The organism is Roseateles oligotrophus, from assembly GCF_014204525.1.
Classification (GTDB): domain Bacteria; phylum Pseudomonadota; class Gammaproteobacteria; order Burkholderiales; family Burkholderiaceae_C; genus Paucibacter_A; species Paucibacter_A oligotrophus_A.
The window spans coordinates 300,511-315,612 of the sequence record NZ_JACHLP010000004.1 but is presented as its reverse complement, the minus strand read 5'-3'; the positions used below and the strand labels follow the sequence as shown (position 1 = coordinate 315,612).

Sequence of the window (15,102 nt, the reverse complement as noted above, 5' to 3'; positions counted from 1 at the left end):
GTGCAAAGGCTGGCTTTCATCCGGCAAGCCGCTTGCTGAGAACGACGCTGCGATAGAGCTTGCCGGGCCATTGCACCCAGCCGACTTGGCTGTAGCCGAGGCCGGCATAGAGCGCGATCAAATGGCTGGCTTGCTCAGCCGTGTCCATGGCGAGTTCGGTGTGGCCGGACTCCCGGGCCCATTGTTCGGCCTGCTGCAGCAGCATGCGGCCGATGCCCGCGCCTTGACGCGCCGGGTCCACCGCAAACTGATGGACGGCCGCCACGCCGGAGCGGGTGAAGTACTCGCATTCGTTGGCCGCATAAGTGGGCTGGACGACGAGGGTGCCGAGCAGCTTGTCGCTTGCATCAACAACCACGAAACAGCGGCCACCGCGCATGCGCTGGGCCGTGACTTCCGCAGACTGATCGACGGCGGTGTAGTTCAAACCCATCTGGCCCAGGCGCGCATAGGCGCGGTGCAGCAAGGCCGTCAGTTCGGTGAGGGAGTCGGAAGCCTGGAAAAGACGGATGTGCAGCATGGTGAAGCGCTTGTATCTCAGCAAGCCGCATTCTGCATGCATGCCGTCGCTGGCCCCTCAGCCCGCACCCAGTGCCACATGCCTGGCAAACTGGCTGGCCAGGAACCCCTCGCCCCGCTCCAGCACGAAGTAACGAAAAGCCTCGGCGGCGGGTGAGAGCAGCTTGGCGGAGGTGTTGACCACATGCCAGGCGCGCAACACCGGCGCGCCCTGCACGTCCAGCATGGCGATCAGGCCCTGGTCCAGCTCCAGGCCCAGGGTGTGCAGAGACAGAAAACTCAGGCCCATGCCGGCCATCACGGCCTGCTTGATGGTCTCGTTGCTGGACATCTCCATGCTCACGCGGGGAGTGATATGGGCCTCGGCAAAAAACTGCTCCACGGCATTGCGGGTGCCCGAGCCGGGCTCGCGCATGATGAAGCCGGGCTCGCGCAACTCCTCGGCCGAGATGGCCTCGGCCCGCGCCAGCGGGTGATCGACGGCGGCCACAAACACATGGGGGTGGGCGGCAAAGGGCTCGGCCCGCGTGGCTAACTCTTTAGGCGGACGGCCCATGATGGCGATGTCCACCTCGTTGGCATGCAGCATCTGCACCAGCTGCTCGCGATTGCCCACGGCCAGGCGTATGTCCACGCCCTCATGCTCGCGGCGGAACTCGGCCAGCAGGCGGGGCAAAAAATACTTGGCCGTGCTGACCATGCCTATGCTGAGCTGGCCGGCCTCCAGCTTTTGCAGCCGGGCGGCGGCGTCCTCGGCGTCCTTCAGCGTGGCGAGGATTTTGCGGGCGTAGACCAGCATGTATTCCCCCACCGTGGTCAACGCCACCTGGCGGCCGCGGCGGTCGAACAAAGGCATGCCCACATGGCCTTCCAGCTCGCGGATCTGCATGGTCACGGCCGGCGGCGTCAGGTGCAGGTTTTGCGCGGCCTTGGCAAAGCTGAGCTGGCGCGCCACCTCGCTGAACACGCGCAGCTGGCGGAAGGTGGCGTTTTTCATTCAGCAATTCCTTAACTGAAACTCGAATATCAATGAATTTACTTTATCTGTGCTGATTTTTACATTGGGCTCATCGCCACCCCCCGCCCAGGAGCCTCCGATGAGCGCAGACAGCAGCAGCAGCCAGATCACCGACGCCAAGAAGCGCTACAGCGCCGGCGTCCTGAAGTACCGCCAGATGGGCTATTGGATGCCCGACTACGTACCCAAGGACACCGACACCCTGTGCCTGTTCCGCATCACCCCGCAAGAGGGCGTGGACCCCGAGGAAGCCGCCGCGGCGGTAGCCGGCGAGTCCAGCACCGCCACCTGGACTGTCGTCTGGACCGACCGCCTGACCGCCTGCGACAGCTACCGCGCCAAGGCCTACAAGGTCGAGCCGGTGCCGAACAACCCGGGCCAGTATTTCGCCTGGGTGGCCTATGACCTGATCCTGTTCGAGGAAGGATCGATTGCAAACATGACGGCCAGCCTGATCGGCAATGTGTTCAGCTTCAAGCCGCTGAAGGCCGCGCGCCTGGAGGACATCCGCATCCCGGTGGCCTATGTCAAAACCTTCAAAGGCCCGCCCACCGGCCTGATCGTGGAGCGCGAGCGCCTGGACAAATTCGGCCGCCCCCTCTTGGGCGCGACCACCAAGCCCAAGCTGGGCCTGTCGGGCCGCAACTACGGCCGCGTGGTCTATGAAGGCCTGAAGGGCGGCCTGGACTTCATGAAGGACGACGAGAACATCAACAGCCAGCCCTTTATGCACTGGCGCGATCGTTTTCTGTTCGTGATGGACGCCGTCAACAAGGCTTCCGCCGAGACCGGCGAGGTCAAGGGCAGCTACCTCAACATCACCGCCGCCACCATGGAGGATATGTATGAGCGCGCCGAGTTCGCCAAGGAGCTGGGCTCGGTGATCGTGATGGTGGACCTGGTGATCGGCTGGACGGCCATCCAGAGCATGGCCAACTGGTGCCGCAAGCACGACATGATCATGCATATGCACCGCGCCGGCCATGGCACTTACACGCGGCAGAAAAACCATGGCGTGAGCTTCCGCGTCATCACCAAATGGCTGCGCCTGGCCGGCTGCGACCATCTGCACACCGGCACCGCCGTGGGCAAGCTGGAAGGCGACCCGCTGACCGTGCAGGGTTACTACAACCTTTGCCGCGACAGCTACACCAAGACCGATTTGCCGCGCGGCCTCTACTTCGACCAGGACTGGGCCGATCTGAAGAAGATCATGCCCGTGGCCTCGGGCGGCATCCACGCCGGCCAGATGCACCAGCTGATCGAGCTGTTCGGCGACGACGTGGTCTTGCAGTTCGGCGGCGGCACCATCGGCCACCCAATGGGCATCCAAGCCGGCGCCGTGGCCAACCGGGTGGCGCTGGAGTCCATGGTCAAGGCCCGCAACGAAGGCCGCAATCTGCTGGCCGAAGGCCCCAGCATCCTGCGCGAGGCCGCCCGCCACTGCAGCCCGCTGAAGGCCGCGCTGGATACCTGGGGCGAGATCAGCTTCAACTACGCCTCCACCGATTCCAGCGACTACGCGCCCACGCCCTCGATGGCCTAACGAACAAACGGAGCAGCACACCATGATGAGCAACCCCACCGGCCACATCACCCAGGGCCAGTTCAGCTTTCTGCCGCCGCTGAACGACGAAGAGATAGCCCTGCAGATCAGCTACGGCCTGGCCAAGGGCTATGCCTGGAGCATCGAATACACCGACGACCCCCACCCCCGCAACACCTACTGGAGCATGTATGGCAACCCCATGTTCGACCTGCACGACGCCGCCGCCGTGATGCTGGAGCTGCAGGCCTGCCGCAAGGCCGTGCCGGGCCGCTACATCCGCCTGATGGCATTCGACTCCACTCGCGGCGTCGAAACCATTGCCATGAGCTTCATCGTCAACCGCCCGGAGCGCGAGCCCGGCTTCATGCTGGAGCGCCAGGAGGTGAACGGCCGCAGCCTGCACTACACCACGCGCAGCTATGCCGCCGACCGCCCCGAGGGCGAGCGCTACGGCAGCAAGGGCTGAGGAGCTAAGCCGCCATGTCCACGCCGCTCTACGCCATCCCCGGCAGCACGCCGGCCGCGCCCGAAGTCACCGTGGCGGCCGAGCCCAGTCCGCTGGCCCAGGCCCGCTCGGTCGCCGAGGTGCTGGCCGACACGCAGATCGAAAGCGTGCTGCGCGAGCTGGACCAAGAGCTGGTGGGCCTGGCGAGCGTGAAGGCGCGCATCCGCGACATCGCCGCCCTCTTGGTGATCGACAAGCTGCGCCTGAACTTCGGCCTGGCCGCCCAGGCGCCGGGCCTGCATATGTGCTTCACCGGCAACCCTGGCACCGGCAAGACCACGGTGGCCCTGCGCTGCGCCACCATCCTGCACCGCCTGGGCTATGTGCGCAAAGGCCATGTGGTCTCGGTCACGCGCGACGACCTGGTGGGCCAGTACATCGGCCACACGGCGCCCAAGACCCGCGAGGTCATCAAGCGCGCCATGGGCGGCGTGCTCTTCATCGACGAGGCCTACTACCTCTACCGCCCCGAGAACGAGCGCGACTACGGCCAGGAGGCGATCGAGATCCTGCTGCAGATGATGGAGAACCACCGCGATGACCTGGTCGTCATCCTGGCCGGCTACCGGGACCGCATGGACACCTTCTTCCAGTCCAACCCCGGCATGCGCTCGCGCGTCGCCCATCACCTGCAGTTCCCCGACTACAGCGCGCCCGAGCTGATGCAGATCGCCCAGCAAATGCTGGCCGCCCAGAACTACCGCTTTGGCGAAGGTGGGGCCGCTGCGTTCGAGCGTTACCTGACCCTGCGCCTGGCCCAGCCCCAGTTTGCCAACGCCCGCAGCGTGCGCAATGCCCTGGACCGCGCCCGCCTGCGCCAGGCCAGCCGCCTGTTTGCCGACCCCGGCCGCCAGCTCAGCGCCGAAGAACTCTGCACCGTGGCGCCGGCCGACATCCTGGCCAGCAGCCTCTTCAACAGCGAGGGAACGCGCCATGCTGCAAGCCTTGATCTTTGATGTGGACGGCACGCTGGCCGACACCGAATCCGCCCATCTGGCCGCCTTCAACCAGGCCTTTGCCACGCTCAAGCTGGGCTGGCACTGGGATCAGCAGCTTTACACCCGGCTGCTCAAAGTGGCAGGTGGACACGAGCGCATCGCCCATTTCTGGCAGATGCACGAACCCGCCACGGCCAAGCATCAGGACACGCCCGCCTGCATCGCCGCCATCCACGCCCTCAAAACCCGGTTCTATACCGAGGCCTTGCAGCAAAGCCACCTGCCCCTGCGCCCCGGCGTGCTGGACTTGCTGGAAGCCGCCGCCCAGCTTGGCCTGCCCCTGGCCCTGGCCACCACCACCACGCCGGCCAATATCGAGGCCTTGCTGCGGCCCCAGCTGGGTTCCTTGTGGCGGCGCTGGTTTGCCGCCGTCGGCGACGGCAGCACGGCCCCGCGCAAAAAGCCCGACCCCCAGGTCTACCAGCAGGTGCTGGCCCAGCTGAAGCTGCCGGCCTCGGCCTGCCTGGCCATCGAGGACTCTGAAATCGGCCTGCGCGCCGCCCGCGCGGCCGGCCTGTCCACCCTGGTCGCCCCCAGCGCCTACACCCGGGGCCAGGACTTCAGCCAGGCCTGGTGGCTGCACGAGGCCGACGAGGGCAGGCCCCTGCCCCGTTTGAGCGAACTCAGGCAGCGCTTCGCCCAGGGCGGGCTGGCCCTCAGCGTCTGAAAAGGCTTGCAGCCCGGCACCTGGCCCAAGCCTTGCTCACCCCCATTCAAAACCATCTCGGAGACTGCCATGCCCCTGACCGGACGCCAAACCCTGACCCAGTACCTGATCGAGCAACGCCGCCGCTACCCCGCCGCCAGCGGCAACTTCAACGCCCTGATCCTGGACGTGGCCATGGCCTGCAAGGCCATCGCCCGCGCCGTGGGCCAGGGCGCCCTGGCCGGTGTGCATGGGGCGCAAACCGGCGAGCTGGGCGGCAACAGCATCAATGTGCAAGGCGAGACCCAGCAGAAGCTGGACGTGCTGGCCAACGATTACTTTTTGCGCATCAATGAGTGGGGCGGTCATCTGGCCGGCATGGCCTCCGAGGAGCTGGAAGCGCCCTACCCCATCCCCGCAGCCTACCCGCGCGGCAGCTATCTGCTGGTGTTCGACCCGCTGGACGGCTCCAGCAATATCGACGTCAACCTCACCGTGGGCAGCATTTTTTCCATCCTGCGCGCGCCGTCGGGCGACGAGGAATTGAGCGAGGCCGATTTCCTGCAAGCCGGCCGCGAGCAAGTGGCCGCCGGCTACGCCCTCTACGGCCCCAGCACCATGCTGGTGCTGAGCGTGGGCGATGGCGTGGACGGCTTCACGCTGGACAAGGACCTGGGCGAATTCATGCTCACCCACCCCCGCATGCAGGTCCCGCCCAGCACCCAGGAGTTCGCCATCAACGCCTCCAACAGCCGCTTCTGGGAGGCCCCGGTCAAGCGCTTTGTGGACGAATGCCTGGCCGGCAAATCCGGCCCGCGCGAAAAGGACTTCAATATGCGCTGGATCGCCTCCATGGTGGCAGAGGCCCACCGCATCCTGACCCGCGGCGGCGTCTTCCTCTACCCGCGCGACAGCAAGGACGCCAGCAAGCCCGGCCGCCTGCGCCTGCTCTACGAGGCCAACCCCATAGGCTTTCTGATCGAACAAGCCGGCGGCCGCGCCAGCACCGGCTACGGCCCGGTGCTGCAGGAGCAGCCGACCCAGCTGCACCAACGCATAGGCCTGGTGTTCGGCTCCCGCCACGAGGTGGAGCGCATCGAGCGCTACCACGCCGAGCCGCAAGCCCCCAGCGAACCGAACCCCTTGTTCTGCGAGCGCAGCCTGTTTCGCGTCTGATCAAAAAAGAGGAAACCAAAATGTCAGTCCGCCATCCCATCATCGCCATCACCGGCTCCTCCGGCGCGGGCACCACCTCGGTCACGCGCACCTTCCAGAACATCTTCCGGCGCGAAAGCGTGGAAGCCGCCATCATCGAGGGCGACAGCTTCCACCGCTACGACCGCGCCGAGATGAAGCTGCGCCTGGCCGAGGCCGAGGCCGCCGGCAACCCGCACTTCAGCCATTTCGGCCCCGAGAACAATCTCTTCACCGAGCTGGAGGCCCTGTTCTCCGACTACGCCCGCACGGGCCGCGGCCAAAGCCGCAAATACCTGCACGACGAGCAGGAGGCCGCGCCCTTCAATCAAAAGCCCGGCACCTTCACGCCCTGGCAAGACCTGAGCCCCAACACCGACCTGCTGTTCTACGAAGGCCTGCACGGCGCCGTCGTCACACCCGAGCTGAACATCGCGCAATACCCCGATCTGTTGATCGGCGTCGTGCCCGTCATCAATCTGGAGTGGATACAAAAGCTCTGGCGCGACAAGTCCAGCCGCGGCTACAGCACCGAGGCCGTCACCGACACCATCCTGCGCCGCATGCCCGACTATGTGCACTACATCTGCCCGCAGTTCGCCCACACCCATGTGAACTTCCAGCGCGTGCCCATGGTGGACACCTCCAACCCCTTCATCGCCCGCGAGATCCCGGCGGCCGACGAGAGCATGGTGGTGATCCGCTTCGCCCAGCCCAAGGGCATCGACTTCCAATACCTGCTGAACATGATCCACAACAGCTTTATGTCGCGCGCCAACACCATCGTCGTGCCCGGCGGCAAGATGGAGTTGGCCATGCAGCTGATCTTCACCCCCTTTGTCTGGCGCATGATGGAGCGGCGCAAAAAGGCCAGCAGCAGCGAAGCCGGGAGCCTGGCATGAGCAGCGGCACACCCTCCCTGACCCGCATGGCGCACGCCCTGCGCTTTCTGGCGGTGGACGCGGTCGAGCAAGCGCAGAGCGGCCACCCCGGCGCGCCGCTGGGCATGGCCGAGATGGCCACCGTGCTGTGGACCCGCCACCTCAAGCACAACCCCAGCAACCCCGCCTGGCCGGACCGCGACCGCTTCGTGCTCTCCAACGGCCATGCCTCCATGCTGCTCTACGCCTTGCTGCATCTAACGGCTTATGCACTGCCGCTGGAAGAGCTGAAGAAGTTCCGCCAGCTGCTGAGCCTCACCCCCGGCCACCCCGAGCAAGGCCTGACCCCCGGCGTCGAGACCACCACCGGCCCGCTGGGCCAGGGCCTGGCCAATGCAGTGGGCATGGCCCTGGCCGAGAAGCTGCTGGCGGCCGAGTTCAACCGCCCCGGCCATGCCGTCATCAATCACATGAGCTATGTCTTCATGGGCGATGGCTGCTTGATGGAAGGCATCAGCCACGAGGCCTGCAGCCTGGCCGGCACGCTGCGCCTGTCCAAGCTGATCGCGCTCTACGACGACAACGGCATCTCCATCGACGGCCATGTGCAGGCCTGGTTCAGCGACGACACGCCGGCCCGTTTCAGGGCCTATGGCTGGAACGTCATCGCCAAAGTCGACGGCCACGACCCAGCGGCCGTGGACGCCGCCCTCCAACAAGCCCGCGAGCAGGCGCAGCAGCCCGACGGCCGCCCCACGCTGATCTGCTGCCAGACCCGCATCGGCCAGGGCGCGCCCAACAAGGCCGGCGGCCACGATGTGCACGGCGCCCCCCTGGGCAAGGCCGAGACCCAGGCCATGCGCGAGGCCCTGGACTGGCCGGCCCCGCCCTTCGAAGTGCCGGCCGAACTGGTCAGCGCCTGGTCGGCCACCGAGCGGGGCCGCACGGCCGAACAGGTCTGGCGCCTGCGCTTCGAGGCCTATCGCAGCGACTACCCCGAACTGGCCGAGGAACTGGAGCGGCGCTGGCGCGGCGACCTGCCCCAGGCCTTCGAGACCGAGCTGGCGGACAAGCTGCGCCAGCTCGCCGCCGCCACCCAGCCCCTCGCCACCCGCAAATCCAGCCAGTTAGCCCTGGATGCGCTGGCCCCCCTGCTGCCCGAGATCTTCGGCGGCAGCGCCGACCTGAGCAGCTCCAACCTCACGAATTTCAAGGGCTGCGTCAGCGCCGGCCGCGACCAGGCCGGCAACCACCTCAGCTACGGCGTGCGCGAATTCGGCATGGCCGCCCTGATGAATGGCATGGCCTTGCACGGCGGCTTCATCCCCTACGGCGGCACCTTTTTGACCTTCAGCGACTACAGCCGCAACGCCATCCGCATGGCCGCGCTGATGAAGTTGCAAGTCATCCACGTCTTCACCCACGACAGCATAGGCCTGGGCGAGGACGGCCCCACCCACCAGGCGGTGGAGCATGTGCCCAGCCTGCGCATCATCCCCGGCCTGGAGGTCTGGCGCCCCTGCGACGCGCAGGAAACCGCCCTGGCCTGGAGTGCGGCCCTGCAGCGCCGCGACGGGCCCAGCGCCCTGGTGCTGTCGCGCCAGAACCTGCCCGCCCTGAGCCGGCCCGAACAGGCCGAGGGCATAGAACGCGGCGCCTATGTGCTGCGCGAGGCCGCCCAGCCGTGCGCCGTCCTCCTCGCCACCGGCTCCGAAGTGCAGCTGGCCGTGCAGGCGCAGGAGCAATTGGCCGCGCTGGGTGTGGCGGTGCGCGTGGTCTCCATGCCCTGCAGCAACCGTTTTGATGCGCAAAGCAGCGCCTACCAGGACGAAGTGCTGCCGCCGGACCTGCCCACCGTCGCCATCGAGGCCGCCCAACCCGACTTCTGGCGCAAATACGTGGGCCGGCGCGGCGCCGTCATCGGCATGCGCACATTTGGCGAATCCGCCCCGGCGCCCGCGCTCTACCGCCACTTCGGCATCACGACCGAGGCCTTGGTGCTGGCCGTGCGTGGCCTGTTGAAAATTTGAGTTAGCAAAGAGGAATACCCCATGGCACTCGTCTCCCTCCGCCAGGTGCTGGACCACGCCGCCGAACACGGCTATGGCGTGCCCGCCTTCAACGTCAACAATCTGGAGCAGATCCAGGCCATTCTGCAAGCGGCCCAGCATTGCCAGAGCCCGGTCATCCTGCAGGCCTCCGCCGGCGCACGCAGTTATGCGGGCGAGCCCTTTCTGCGCAAGATGATAGAAGCCGCCGTCGAGATGTATCCCGATCTGCCCATCGTCATGCACCAGGACCATGGCGCCTCACCGGCCGTATGCATGCAGTCCATACGTTCGGGCTTTTCCAGCGTGATGATGGACGGCTCCCTGCTGGCCGACGCCAAGACCCCCGCCAGCTACGAGTACAACGTCGAGGTCACCCGCCGCGTTGCCGAGATGGCCCATGCGGTGGGTGTCTCGGTAGAAGGCGAGTTAGGCTGCCTGGGCTCGCTGGAGTCCGGCCTGGCGGGTGAGGAAGACGGCGTCGGCGCCGCGGGCCAACTCAGCCACGAGCAAATGCTCACCGACCCGGTGCAGGCCGTGGACTTCGTCGCCAAGACCGGCGTGGACGCCCTGGCCATCGCCATCGGCACCAGCCATGGCGCCTACAAATTCAGCCGCAAACCCACCGGCGACATCCTGGCCATAGACCGCATCGCCGAGATCCACCGCGCCATCCCCAACACCCATCTGGTCATGCACGGCGCCAGCAGCGTGCCGCAAGAGTGGCTGGCCGTGGTACGCGAATTCGGTGGCGATATTCCCGAGACCTATGGCGTGCCGGTGGAAGAAATCCGCCGCGGCATCCAGTACGGCGTGCGCAAGATCAATATCGACACCGACATCCGCCTGGCCATGAGTGGCGCCCTGCGCCGCAGCATGGCGCAAGACAAACGCGAGTTCGACCCGCGCAAATTCCTCAAGGCCGCCACCCAGGCCGCCCGCGAGATCTGCGAGGCCCGCTATGTCGCCTTTGGCTGCCTGGGCATGGCGGGCAAGATCAAGCCGGTGGGGCTGGGGGAGATGGTCAAGCGCTACAACTGAGGTGCGTCGCCTTCGCAGGGAAAGTCGGGTTACGCTACGCGCAACCCGACCTACGACTGACCAGGAGAGACGGCATGCCCTATATCGACGGTTTCGTGATCGCAGTCCCCAGCGCCAACAAGCAAAAATTCATCGAGCATGCGCGTCATTTCGACTCGCTCTTTATCGAGCTTGGCGCCATCCGCGTCGTCGAAGCCTGGGGCGACGATGTCCCCGACGGCAAAGTCACCGACTTCCGCCGTGCCGTCCAGGCCAAGGACGATGAGACGGTGGCCTTTTCCTGGGTCGAATGGCCAGACAAGGCCACGCGCGATGCAGCCATGAAGAAGATGATGGAGGATCCGCGCATGGATCCATCCACCCCAGGCAATCCGCCCATGCCCTTCGATGGCAAGCGCATGATCTTTGGCGGCTTCGAACAGGTGGTCGAAGTGAAATCTTGACGCCGGGGAAATTGACTCTGACCCCAATTTCCACACGCCGGGGCCGTTGTCGCGCAAGCGCAGTAGTTGTAGCTCGGGTTCGCGTAGCGTAACCCGACGCCTCAACAGCACGATAAGAAGCCATCGGATGTCGCTTTCGCCAACCCAATCTGCGAACTGTCGTGGAGAGCGGCGCAGAACTTGAAATTTGAGACCTGGCCCTGGCTTCGTTGGGCTGGCGTTGGCATCGTCTACGGCTTGGTCAAAGGGCTGCATCTATGCCATGGGAGTAACGGATTTCTTCATGCGATTGCCCTGACTCTGCCCCCCAATTTCCAGGCCTGTATCTTCCAAGTTATGGGTCCACCATCAAGCGCTGCACGTCGACCAACAAGCTCTGCACCAGCTCGCAGAGTTCGGTCACGGTAGAGAGTTCAATTTCCAGATAGCCCTCGTACTCGGCCAAATTGCGTTTTTGGTGCGCTATATCCAAGACCCGCCAACGGCTGGGCGGCCAAGCCAGCGTGTGCGATAGGCTCTGAAAGACGGTGTAGCGGTTCTCGCTGCGATAGCCGTGCCAGCGCAGGGCTGCCAAGGCGGCGGCGTGGGCCGCGTTGTAAGCGCTGGTAAAACGGCCCTCCAAGGACAGGTTGCTCAAGCCAGCATCACCCAGACGGGTGCGGGCCATGCTCAGCATGCGTGTCACTTCGAGCACATTGCGCGGCTCGGCCTTCAGTTGACCTATCTTCGCCAGGTTCTCAAGTTCCGCAAGCCCCATGGCTCATCTCCCCCGCCTTGCCCAACCTTATCCGCCCTGGGCCGGCCCGGCAAGTGCTTGGGGGTCGCCGATCAAGGCCAGCGTCGCCTGGGAAAGCACACGATTGACAAAGGAGTCGGGCTCGGCGCGGCGGCGCTCAAACTCCGGCGGGCTGTAGCAGCTCGGGTTGATCTTGCGGCCCAGCTGCAGCTCGGCCGGTTCCAGGCTGGCCAGAACCCGGCCAAGCGATAAGTCATCCCCCACCAGCATCACATCGATATCGCTGCTCGCGCCATCGCTCTCCTTGGCCACCGAACCATAAACCCAGGCGGCCTGCAGGCTGGGCTGCAAAGCCGCCAGGGCCTCACGCAAGACCGGTACCGTGCCCAGGGTCTTGCGAGTCAGGGCCAGCAGTTCTCCGTAGATGGGCGATTGCGGATTGGCTTGAAAGCAGCGCAGATTGCCGACCGCCTGAGCCGTCACCAGACCAGCCTCAGCCAAGCGATTCAGCTCGCGCTGCAAAGAGGCACTGCCCAAGCCCGTCAAACGACGCAGTTCATTGAGATGGAAAGCGCGCTCGGGATGAACAAATAGCCAGCGGAACACCCGGGACTGGCTATCGGTAAAGAGTGCAGAAGCTATATTCATGCCAAATACTAGCATGATCAAGCCAATTTTTAGCACGAATCAGGACCGTGCCCACCGCTCATTTTTGGACCAAGGGCAGCTCCAGCAAAAACTCCGCCCCGCCCTGCTCCGCGTTGTGCACGCTCAAGCGCCCCCCATGCTGCTCCACCAGGCCGTAGCTGATGGACAGGCCCAGGCCCGTGCCCTTGCCCACCGGCTTGGTGGTGAAGAAGGGCTCGAAAATGCAGGACAGATGGGGCTCGGGCACGCCCGGGCCGTTGTCGCGCAGGCGCAGCAACATGCGCTCCTGACCATCCATCTGCAGCTTCTCGGTCGTGATCCAGACCTGCACCGGCGAGCGGCCGGCCGCCATCGCGGCGTCCAGCGCGTTCTGCAACAGATTCATCAAGACCTGCTGCAACTGCCCGGCATTGCCCATCACCACATAGCCGGGGTCGGGCTGCCAATGCAGTTCGAAATCGGGCGCCGCGCCCTTGCTGATCCAGTGCACCGAGCGCTCGATCACCTCGTGCAGCGGCACGGCCTCGCGCGCATCGCGGTCCATGGCCGAGAAGCGCTTCAGGCTGCCGACGATGTCGGTGGTGCGCTGCGCCCCCTCCAGCGTGCCTTCGATCAGCGAAGGCAGATCGGCCAGCAGATGGTCGATGCGCAGCTTGACCCGCAGGGCCGCCTGGGCCTCGGGCGAGCTGCCGCCATGCACGGCGTCCAGATAGCTGCGCAGTCGCTGCAGATAACGCGCCAGCGCATGGACATTGCCCAGCACAAAGCTGATCGGGTTGTTCAGCTCGTGCGCCACCCCGGCGACCAGCCGGCCCAGCGAAGCCATCTTCTCGGAATGCAGCAGCTGTTGCTGGGCCCGCTTCAAGGCCTCGTGGGCGACGCGCAATTCCTGATAAGCACGCTTGAGTTCGGCCGTGGGCCTGGCCACGAAGACCGTGCCCACCCGCCGGCCATTGGCCGCCACCCGCGGCGTGCAGTTGGCGTCCACCGAAATGCTCAGCTGGGCGGCGTCGCGCAGATTCAGCTCCAGGCCCTCGCCGCGGCGCGAGGGATCGGGCTTGGCCAGCACCAGGCGGGCGCGCTGCACGCTGGCCTCGTCGGCCAGCAGATCGAAGATGGAGGTGCCGCGCAGCTGGGCGTCGCTGCGGCCCACCAGCTCGCACAGGGCGGCATTGGTTTCCTCGATCAGGCCGTGCTCGTTGCAGACCAGCAGCACGTCGGACATGGCCGTCAGCACGCTGAAGATGAATTGCTGCGACTGCTCCAGCTCGCTGTTCTTCTTCTCCAGCTCCACCTCGTCATGGATCAGCTGGCTGTAGACCTCGTCCATCTTGTGGATCACGTCCATCCAGGTGGACTCGTCCACGCCCTCCAGCGGCCCATGCGGCATCAAGCCCTCCAGGCCGGCGGGGCGCGGCGAGGAAGCCAGGTCAGGGTCTGAGGCGGCAGGTTTCAACAAGGACTCCGAAGGCAAAGAGGCGGCGGGCCGTGGCCAAACAGCACCCCGTCCCTCAGCTATTTCACCATAGGCATGGCCTGCCGAAATACCGCAATCCTGCACGGCATGAAGGGGAAACCCCGCCCGGAACCGGACCGGCGGGGCACTGCGCCTGATGCACAATGAATCCGTTAGCCAGGGCGTCCACAGCCTTGGCTTTTGTCCGAGCGTCCGCCCACCCAGATTCAGCAAACAGGGAAGCTGCCATGAAAGTTGCCCAAGTGGTTTTGCGCGAGACCCAGGACCTTCGCAGCGGGCTGCGGCCTCTGCAGGCGCTCGCACCCGATCTGCTGCTGGTGTTCGCCCCGGCCGAACTCCTGCAGGCCATCAGCGCCCCGCTGGCCGAGCTCTTCCCCGCGGCCGCGCGGGCCGGTTGCACCACGGCGGGCGAGATTTCCAATGAAGGCGTCAGCGACCAAAGCTGTGTGGTCACCGCCCTGCAGTTCGAGCATGGCACGCGGGTGATGGAGTCCAGCGCCCGCCTGCTGGACATGGCCGACTCGCAGGACGCCGGCCAGCTGATGGGCAGCCAGCTGCCCAAGGCCGATTTGCGCGCCGTGCTGGTGCTGGGCCAGGGCGTGGAGATCAATGGCAGCGCCATGATTCAAGGCCTGGCCCAAGCCTTGGGCGAGCACATCCCCATCGTCGGCGGCCTGGCCGGCGACGCCGCGGCCTTCAAGGAAACCTGGGTGCTGGGCAGCGCCGGCGTGCGCAAAGATCAGTTGGTCTGCCTGGGCTTTTATGGCCAGCGCCTGAACTTCTCGCATGGTTCCTTCGGCGGCTGGTCGCCCTTCGGGCCGGCGCGCAAGGTGACCCGGGCCGAGAACAATGTGCTGTTCGAGCTGGACGGTGAACCCGCCCTGGAAATCTACAAGCGCTATCTCGGCGACTATGCCAAGGACCTGCCCGCCTCCGGCCTGCTCTTCCCCTTCGCCATGCTGGGCAGCGACCACCACGAGGTCGGCCTGATCCGCACCATTCTGGGCGTCGACGAGGCGGCCGGCAGCATGACGCTGGCGGGCGATATCGATCCCGAGGGCTATCTGCGCCTGATGCATGCCAGTACCGATGCTCTGGTCGAGGGCGCCGAGTCGGCGGCCATGGCCGCACAGCGTATGCAGCCAGGAACCGCCAGCGCCGCCCAAGGCAGCGGCCTGGTCTTGCTGGTCAGCTGCGTGGGCCGCAAGCTGGTGATGGGCGGGCGGGTCGACGAGGAGGTCGAAGCAGTGGGCGATGTATTCAGGCAGGGCGCGACGCTGGCGGGCTTTTACTCCTACGGCGAGATCAGCCCTTTTGTGGGCAATACCGATTGCAAGCTGCACAACCAGACCATGACCATCACCCATCTGGCCGAGGCCTGAGAGGCCAGGCTTTTACT

General features: G+C 65.6%; 15 protein-coding genes. 10 read left to right on the top strand and 5 right to left on the bottom strand.

Translation table 11 applies throughout. The annotated features are described in order from the left end of the window. Positions 1 to 16: 16 nt before the first annotated feature. Together HNP55_RS11525 and HNP55_RS11520 are read right to left on the bottom strand one after the other, a co-directional pair. The gene (locus tag HNP55_RS11525; protein WP_246448356.1) at positions 17 to 544 is read right to left on the bottom strand and encodes a GNAT family N-acetyltransferase; all 528 of its coding nucleotides are present in this window, start codon (positions 542 to 544) and stop codon (positions 17 to 19) included. A gap of 33 nt (positions 545 to 577) precedes the next feature. After that, a complete protein-coding gene (locus HNP55_RS11520; protein ID WP_184299358.1) occupies positions 578 to 1,516 on the bottom strand; it encodes a LysR family transcriptional regulator in 939 nt (312 codons plus the stop codon). Positions 1,517 to 1,616: 100 nt separating this feature from the next. Between HNP55_RS11520 and HNP55_RS11515 the strand changes: the two genes are divergently transcribed. From HNP55_RS11515 to HNP55_RS11475, 9 genes are all read left to right on the top strand, one after another. Further along, on the top strand, positions 1,617 to 3,083 hold the full coding sequence (locus HNP55_RS11515) for a form I ribulose bisphosphate carboxylase large subunit (protein ID WP_184299356.1): 1,467 nt from the start codon (positions 1,617 to 1,619) through the stop codon (positions 3,081 to 3,083). Between the two features lie 22 nt (positions 3,084 to 3,105). Next, positions 3,106 to 3,552 carry a ribulose bisphosphate carboxylase small subunit gene (locus HNP55_RS11510; RefSeq protein WP_184299354.1) on the top strand — a complete coding sequence of 149 codons (447 nt, stop codon included), beginning with the start codon at positions 3,106 to 3,108 and terminating at the stop codon, positions 3,550 to 3,552. A gap of 14 nt (positions 3,553 to 3,566) precedes the next feature. Continuing rightward, the gene (gene cbbX, locus HNP55_RS11505; protein WP_184299352.1) at positions 3,567 to 4,547 is read left to right on the top strand and encodes a CbbX protein; all 981 of its coding nucleotides are present in this window, start codon (positions 3,567 to 3,569) and stop codon (positions 4,545 to 4,547) included. Next, entirely contained in the window at positions 4,525 to 5,256 is a 732-nt protein-coding gene (locus HNP55_RS11500; protein WP_246448355.1) for an HAD-IA family hydrolase, read from the top strand. Before cbbX ends, HNP55_RS11500 begins: the two co-directional genes overlap by 23 nt. Before the next feature lie 69 nt (positions 5,257 to 5,325). Then, positions 5,326 to 6,411, top strand: a complete 1,086-nt coding sequence (locus HNP55_RS11495; RefSeq protein WP_184299350.1) for a class 1 fructose-bisphosphatase — start codon at positions 5,326 to 5,328, stop codon at positions 6,409 to 6,411. A 20-nt stretch (positions 6,412 to 6,431) separates the two neighbouring features. After that, positions 6,432 to 7,331, top strand: a complete 900-nt coding sequence (locus HNP55_RS11490) for a phosphoribulokinase (RefSeq protein WP_184299348.1) — start codon at positions 6,432 to 6,434, stop codon at positions 7,329 to 7,331. After that, entirely contained in the window at positions 7,328 to 9,340 is a 2,013-nt protein-coding gene (gene tkt, locus HNP55_RS11485) for a transketolase (RefSeq protein WP_246448353.1), read from the top strand. Before HNP55_RS11490 ends, tkt begins: the two co-directional genes overlap by 4 nt. Positions 9,341 to 9,361: 21 nt before the next feature. Further along, positions 9,362 to 10,399: a class II fructose-bisphosphate aldolase gene (fba, locus tag HNP55_RS11480; RefSeq protein WP_184299346.1), complete on the top strand. Its 1,038-nt coding sequence runs from the start codon at positions 9,362 to 9,364 to the stop codon at positions 10,397 to 10,399. A gap of 74 nt (positions 10,400 to 10,473) precedes the next feature. Then, entirely contained in the window at positions 10,474 to 10,842 is a 369-nt protein-coding gene (locus HNP55_RS11475; protein ID WP_184299345.1) for a DUF1428 domain-containing protein, read from the top strand. 334 nt (positions 10,843 to 11,176) lie between these two features. Here the strand turns inward: HNP55_RS11475 and HNP55_RS11470 are convergent, their stop codons facing one another. The 3 genes from HNP55_RS11470 to HNP55_RS11460 are packed head-to-tail and all read right to left on the bottom strand — an operon-like array spanning position 11,177 to position 13,616. After that, positions 11,177 to 11,599 (bottom strand): hypothetical protein, encoded by a 423-nt coding sequence (locus HNP55_RS11470; RefSeq protein ID WP_184299343.1) that lies wholly within the window; start codon positions 11,597 to 11,599, stop codon positions 11,177 to 11,179. A gap of 27 nt (positions 11,600 to 11,626) precedes the next feature. After that, positions 11,627 to 12,226 (bottom strand): ArsR family transcriptional regulator, encoded by a 600-nt coding sequence (locus HNP55_RS11465; protein WP_184299341.1) that lies wholly within the window; start codon positions 12,224 to 12,226, stop codon positions 11,627 to 11,629. 58 nt (positions 12,227 to 12,284) lie between these two features. Next, positions 12,285 to 13,616 carry a sensor histidine kinase gene (locus tag HNP55_RS11460; RefSeq protein ID WP_184299747.1) on the bottom strand — a complete coding sequence of 444 codons (1,332 nt, stop codon included), beginning with the start codon at positions 13,614 to 13,616 and terminating at the stop codon, positions 12,285 to 12,287. 314 nt (positions 13,617 to 13,930) lie between these two features. Here HNP55_RS11460 and HNP55_RS11455 point away from each other — a divergent pair, with 314 nt between their 5' ends. Beyond that, positions 13,931 to 15,085, top strand: coding sequence for an FIST signal transduction protein (locus HNP55_RS11455; protein ID WP_184299339.1), 1,155 nt, complete (start codon positions 13,931 to 13,933; stop codon positions 15,083 to 15,085). Positions 15,086 to 15,102: the final 17 nt, after the last annotated feature.

Bases quoted from the DNA above. Each gene is read 5' to 3' on its own strand.
- HNP55_RS11510 (WP_184299354.1), top strand. From the start codon at position 3,106: ATGATGAGCAACCCCACCGGCCACATCACCCAGGGCCAGTTCAGCTTT.
- HNP55_RS11465 (WP_184299341.1), bottom strand. From the start codon at position 12,226: ATGAATATAGCTTCTGCACTCTTTACCGATAGCCAGTCCCGGGTGTTC.
- fba (WP_184299346.1), top strand. From the start codon at position 9,362: ATGGCACTCGTCTCCCTCCGCCAGGTGCTGGACCACGCCGCCGAACAC.
- HNP55_RS11500 (WP_246448355.1), top strand. From the start codon at position 4,525: ATGCTGCAAGCCTTGATCTTTGATGTGGACGGCACGCTGGCCGACACC.
- HNP55_RS11475 (WP_184299345.1), top strand. From the start codon at position 10,474: ATGCCCTATATCGACGGTTTCGTGATCGCAGTCCCCAGCGCCAACAAG.
- HNP55_RS11470 (WP_184299343.1), bottom strand. From the start codon at position 11,599: ATGGGGCTTGCGGAACTTGAGAACCTGGCGAAGATAGGTCAACTGAAG.
- HNP55_RS11460 (WP_184299747.1), bottom strand. From the start codon at position 13,616: ATGCCGCATGGGCCGCTGGAGGGCGTGGACGAGTCCACCTGGATGGAC.
- HNP55_RS11490 (WP_184299348.1), top strand. From the start codon at position 6,432: ATGTCAGTCCGCCATCCCATCATCGCCATCACCGGCTCCTCCGGCGCG.
- HNP55_RS11520 (WP_184299358.1), bottom strand. From the start codon at position 1,516: ATGAAAAACGCCACCTTCCGCCAGCTGCGCGTGTTCAGCGAGGTGGCG.
- cbbX (WP_184299352.1), top strand. From the start codon at position 3,567: ATGTCCACGCCGCTCTACGCCATCCCCGGCAGCACGCCGGCCGCGCCC.
- HNP55_RS11515 (WP_184299356.1), top strand. From the start codon at position 1,617: ATGAGCGCAGACAGCAGCAGCAGCCAGATCACCGACGCCAAGAAGCGC.
- HNP55_RS11455 (WP_184299339.1), top strand. From the start codon at position 13,931: ATGAAAGTTGCCCAAGTGGTTTTGCGCGAGACCCAGGACCTTCGCAGC.
- HNP55_RS11495 (WP_184299350.1), top strand. From the start codon at position 5,326: ATGCCCCTGACCGGACGCCAAACCCTGACCCAGTACCTGATCGAGCAA.
- tkt (WP_246448353.1), top strand. From the start codon at position 7,328: ATGAGCAGCGGCACACCCTCCCTGACCCGCATGGCGCACGCCCTGCGC.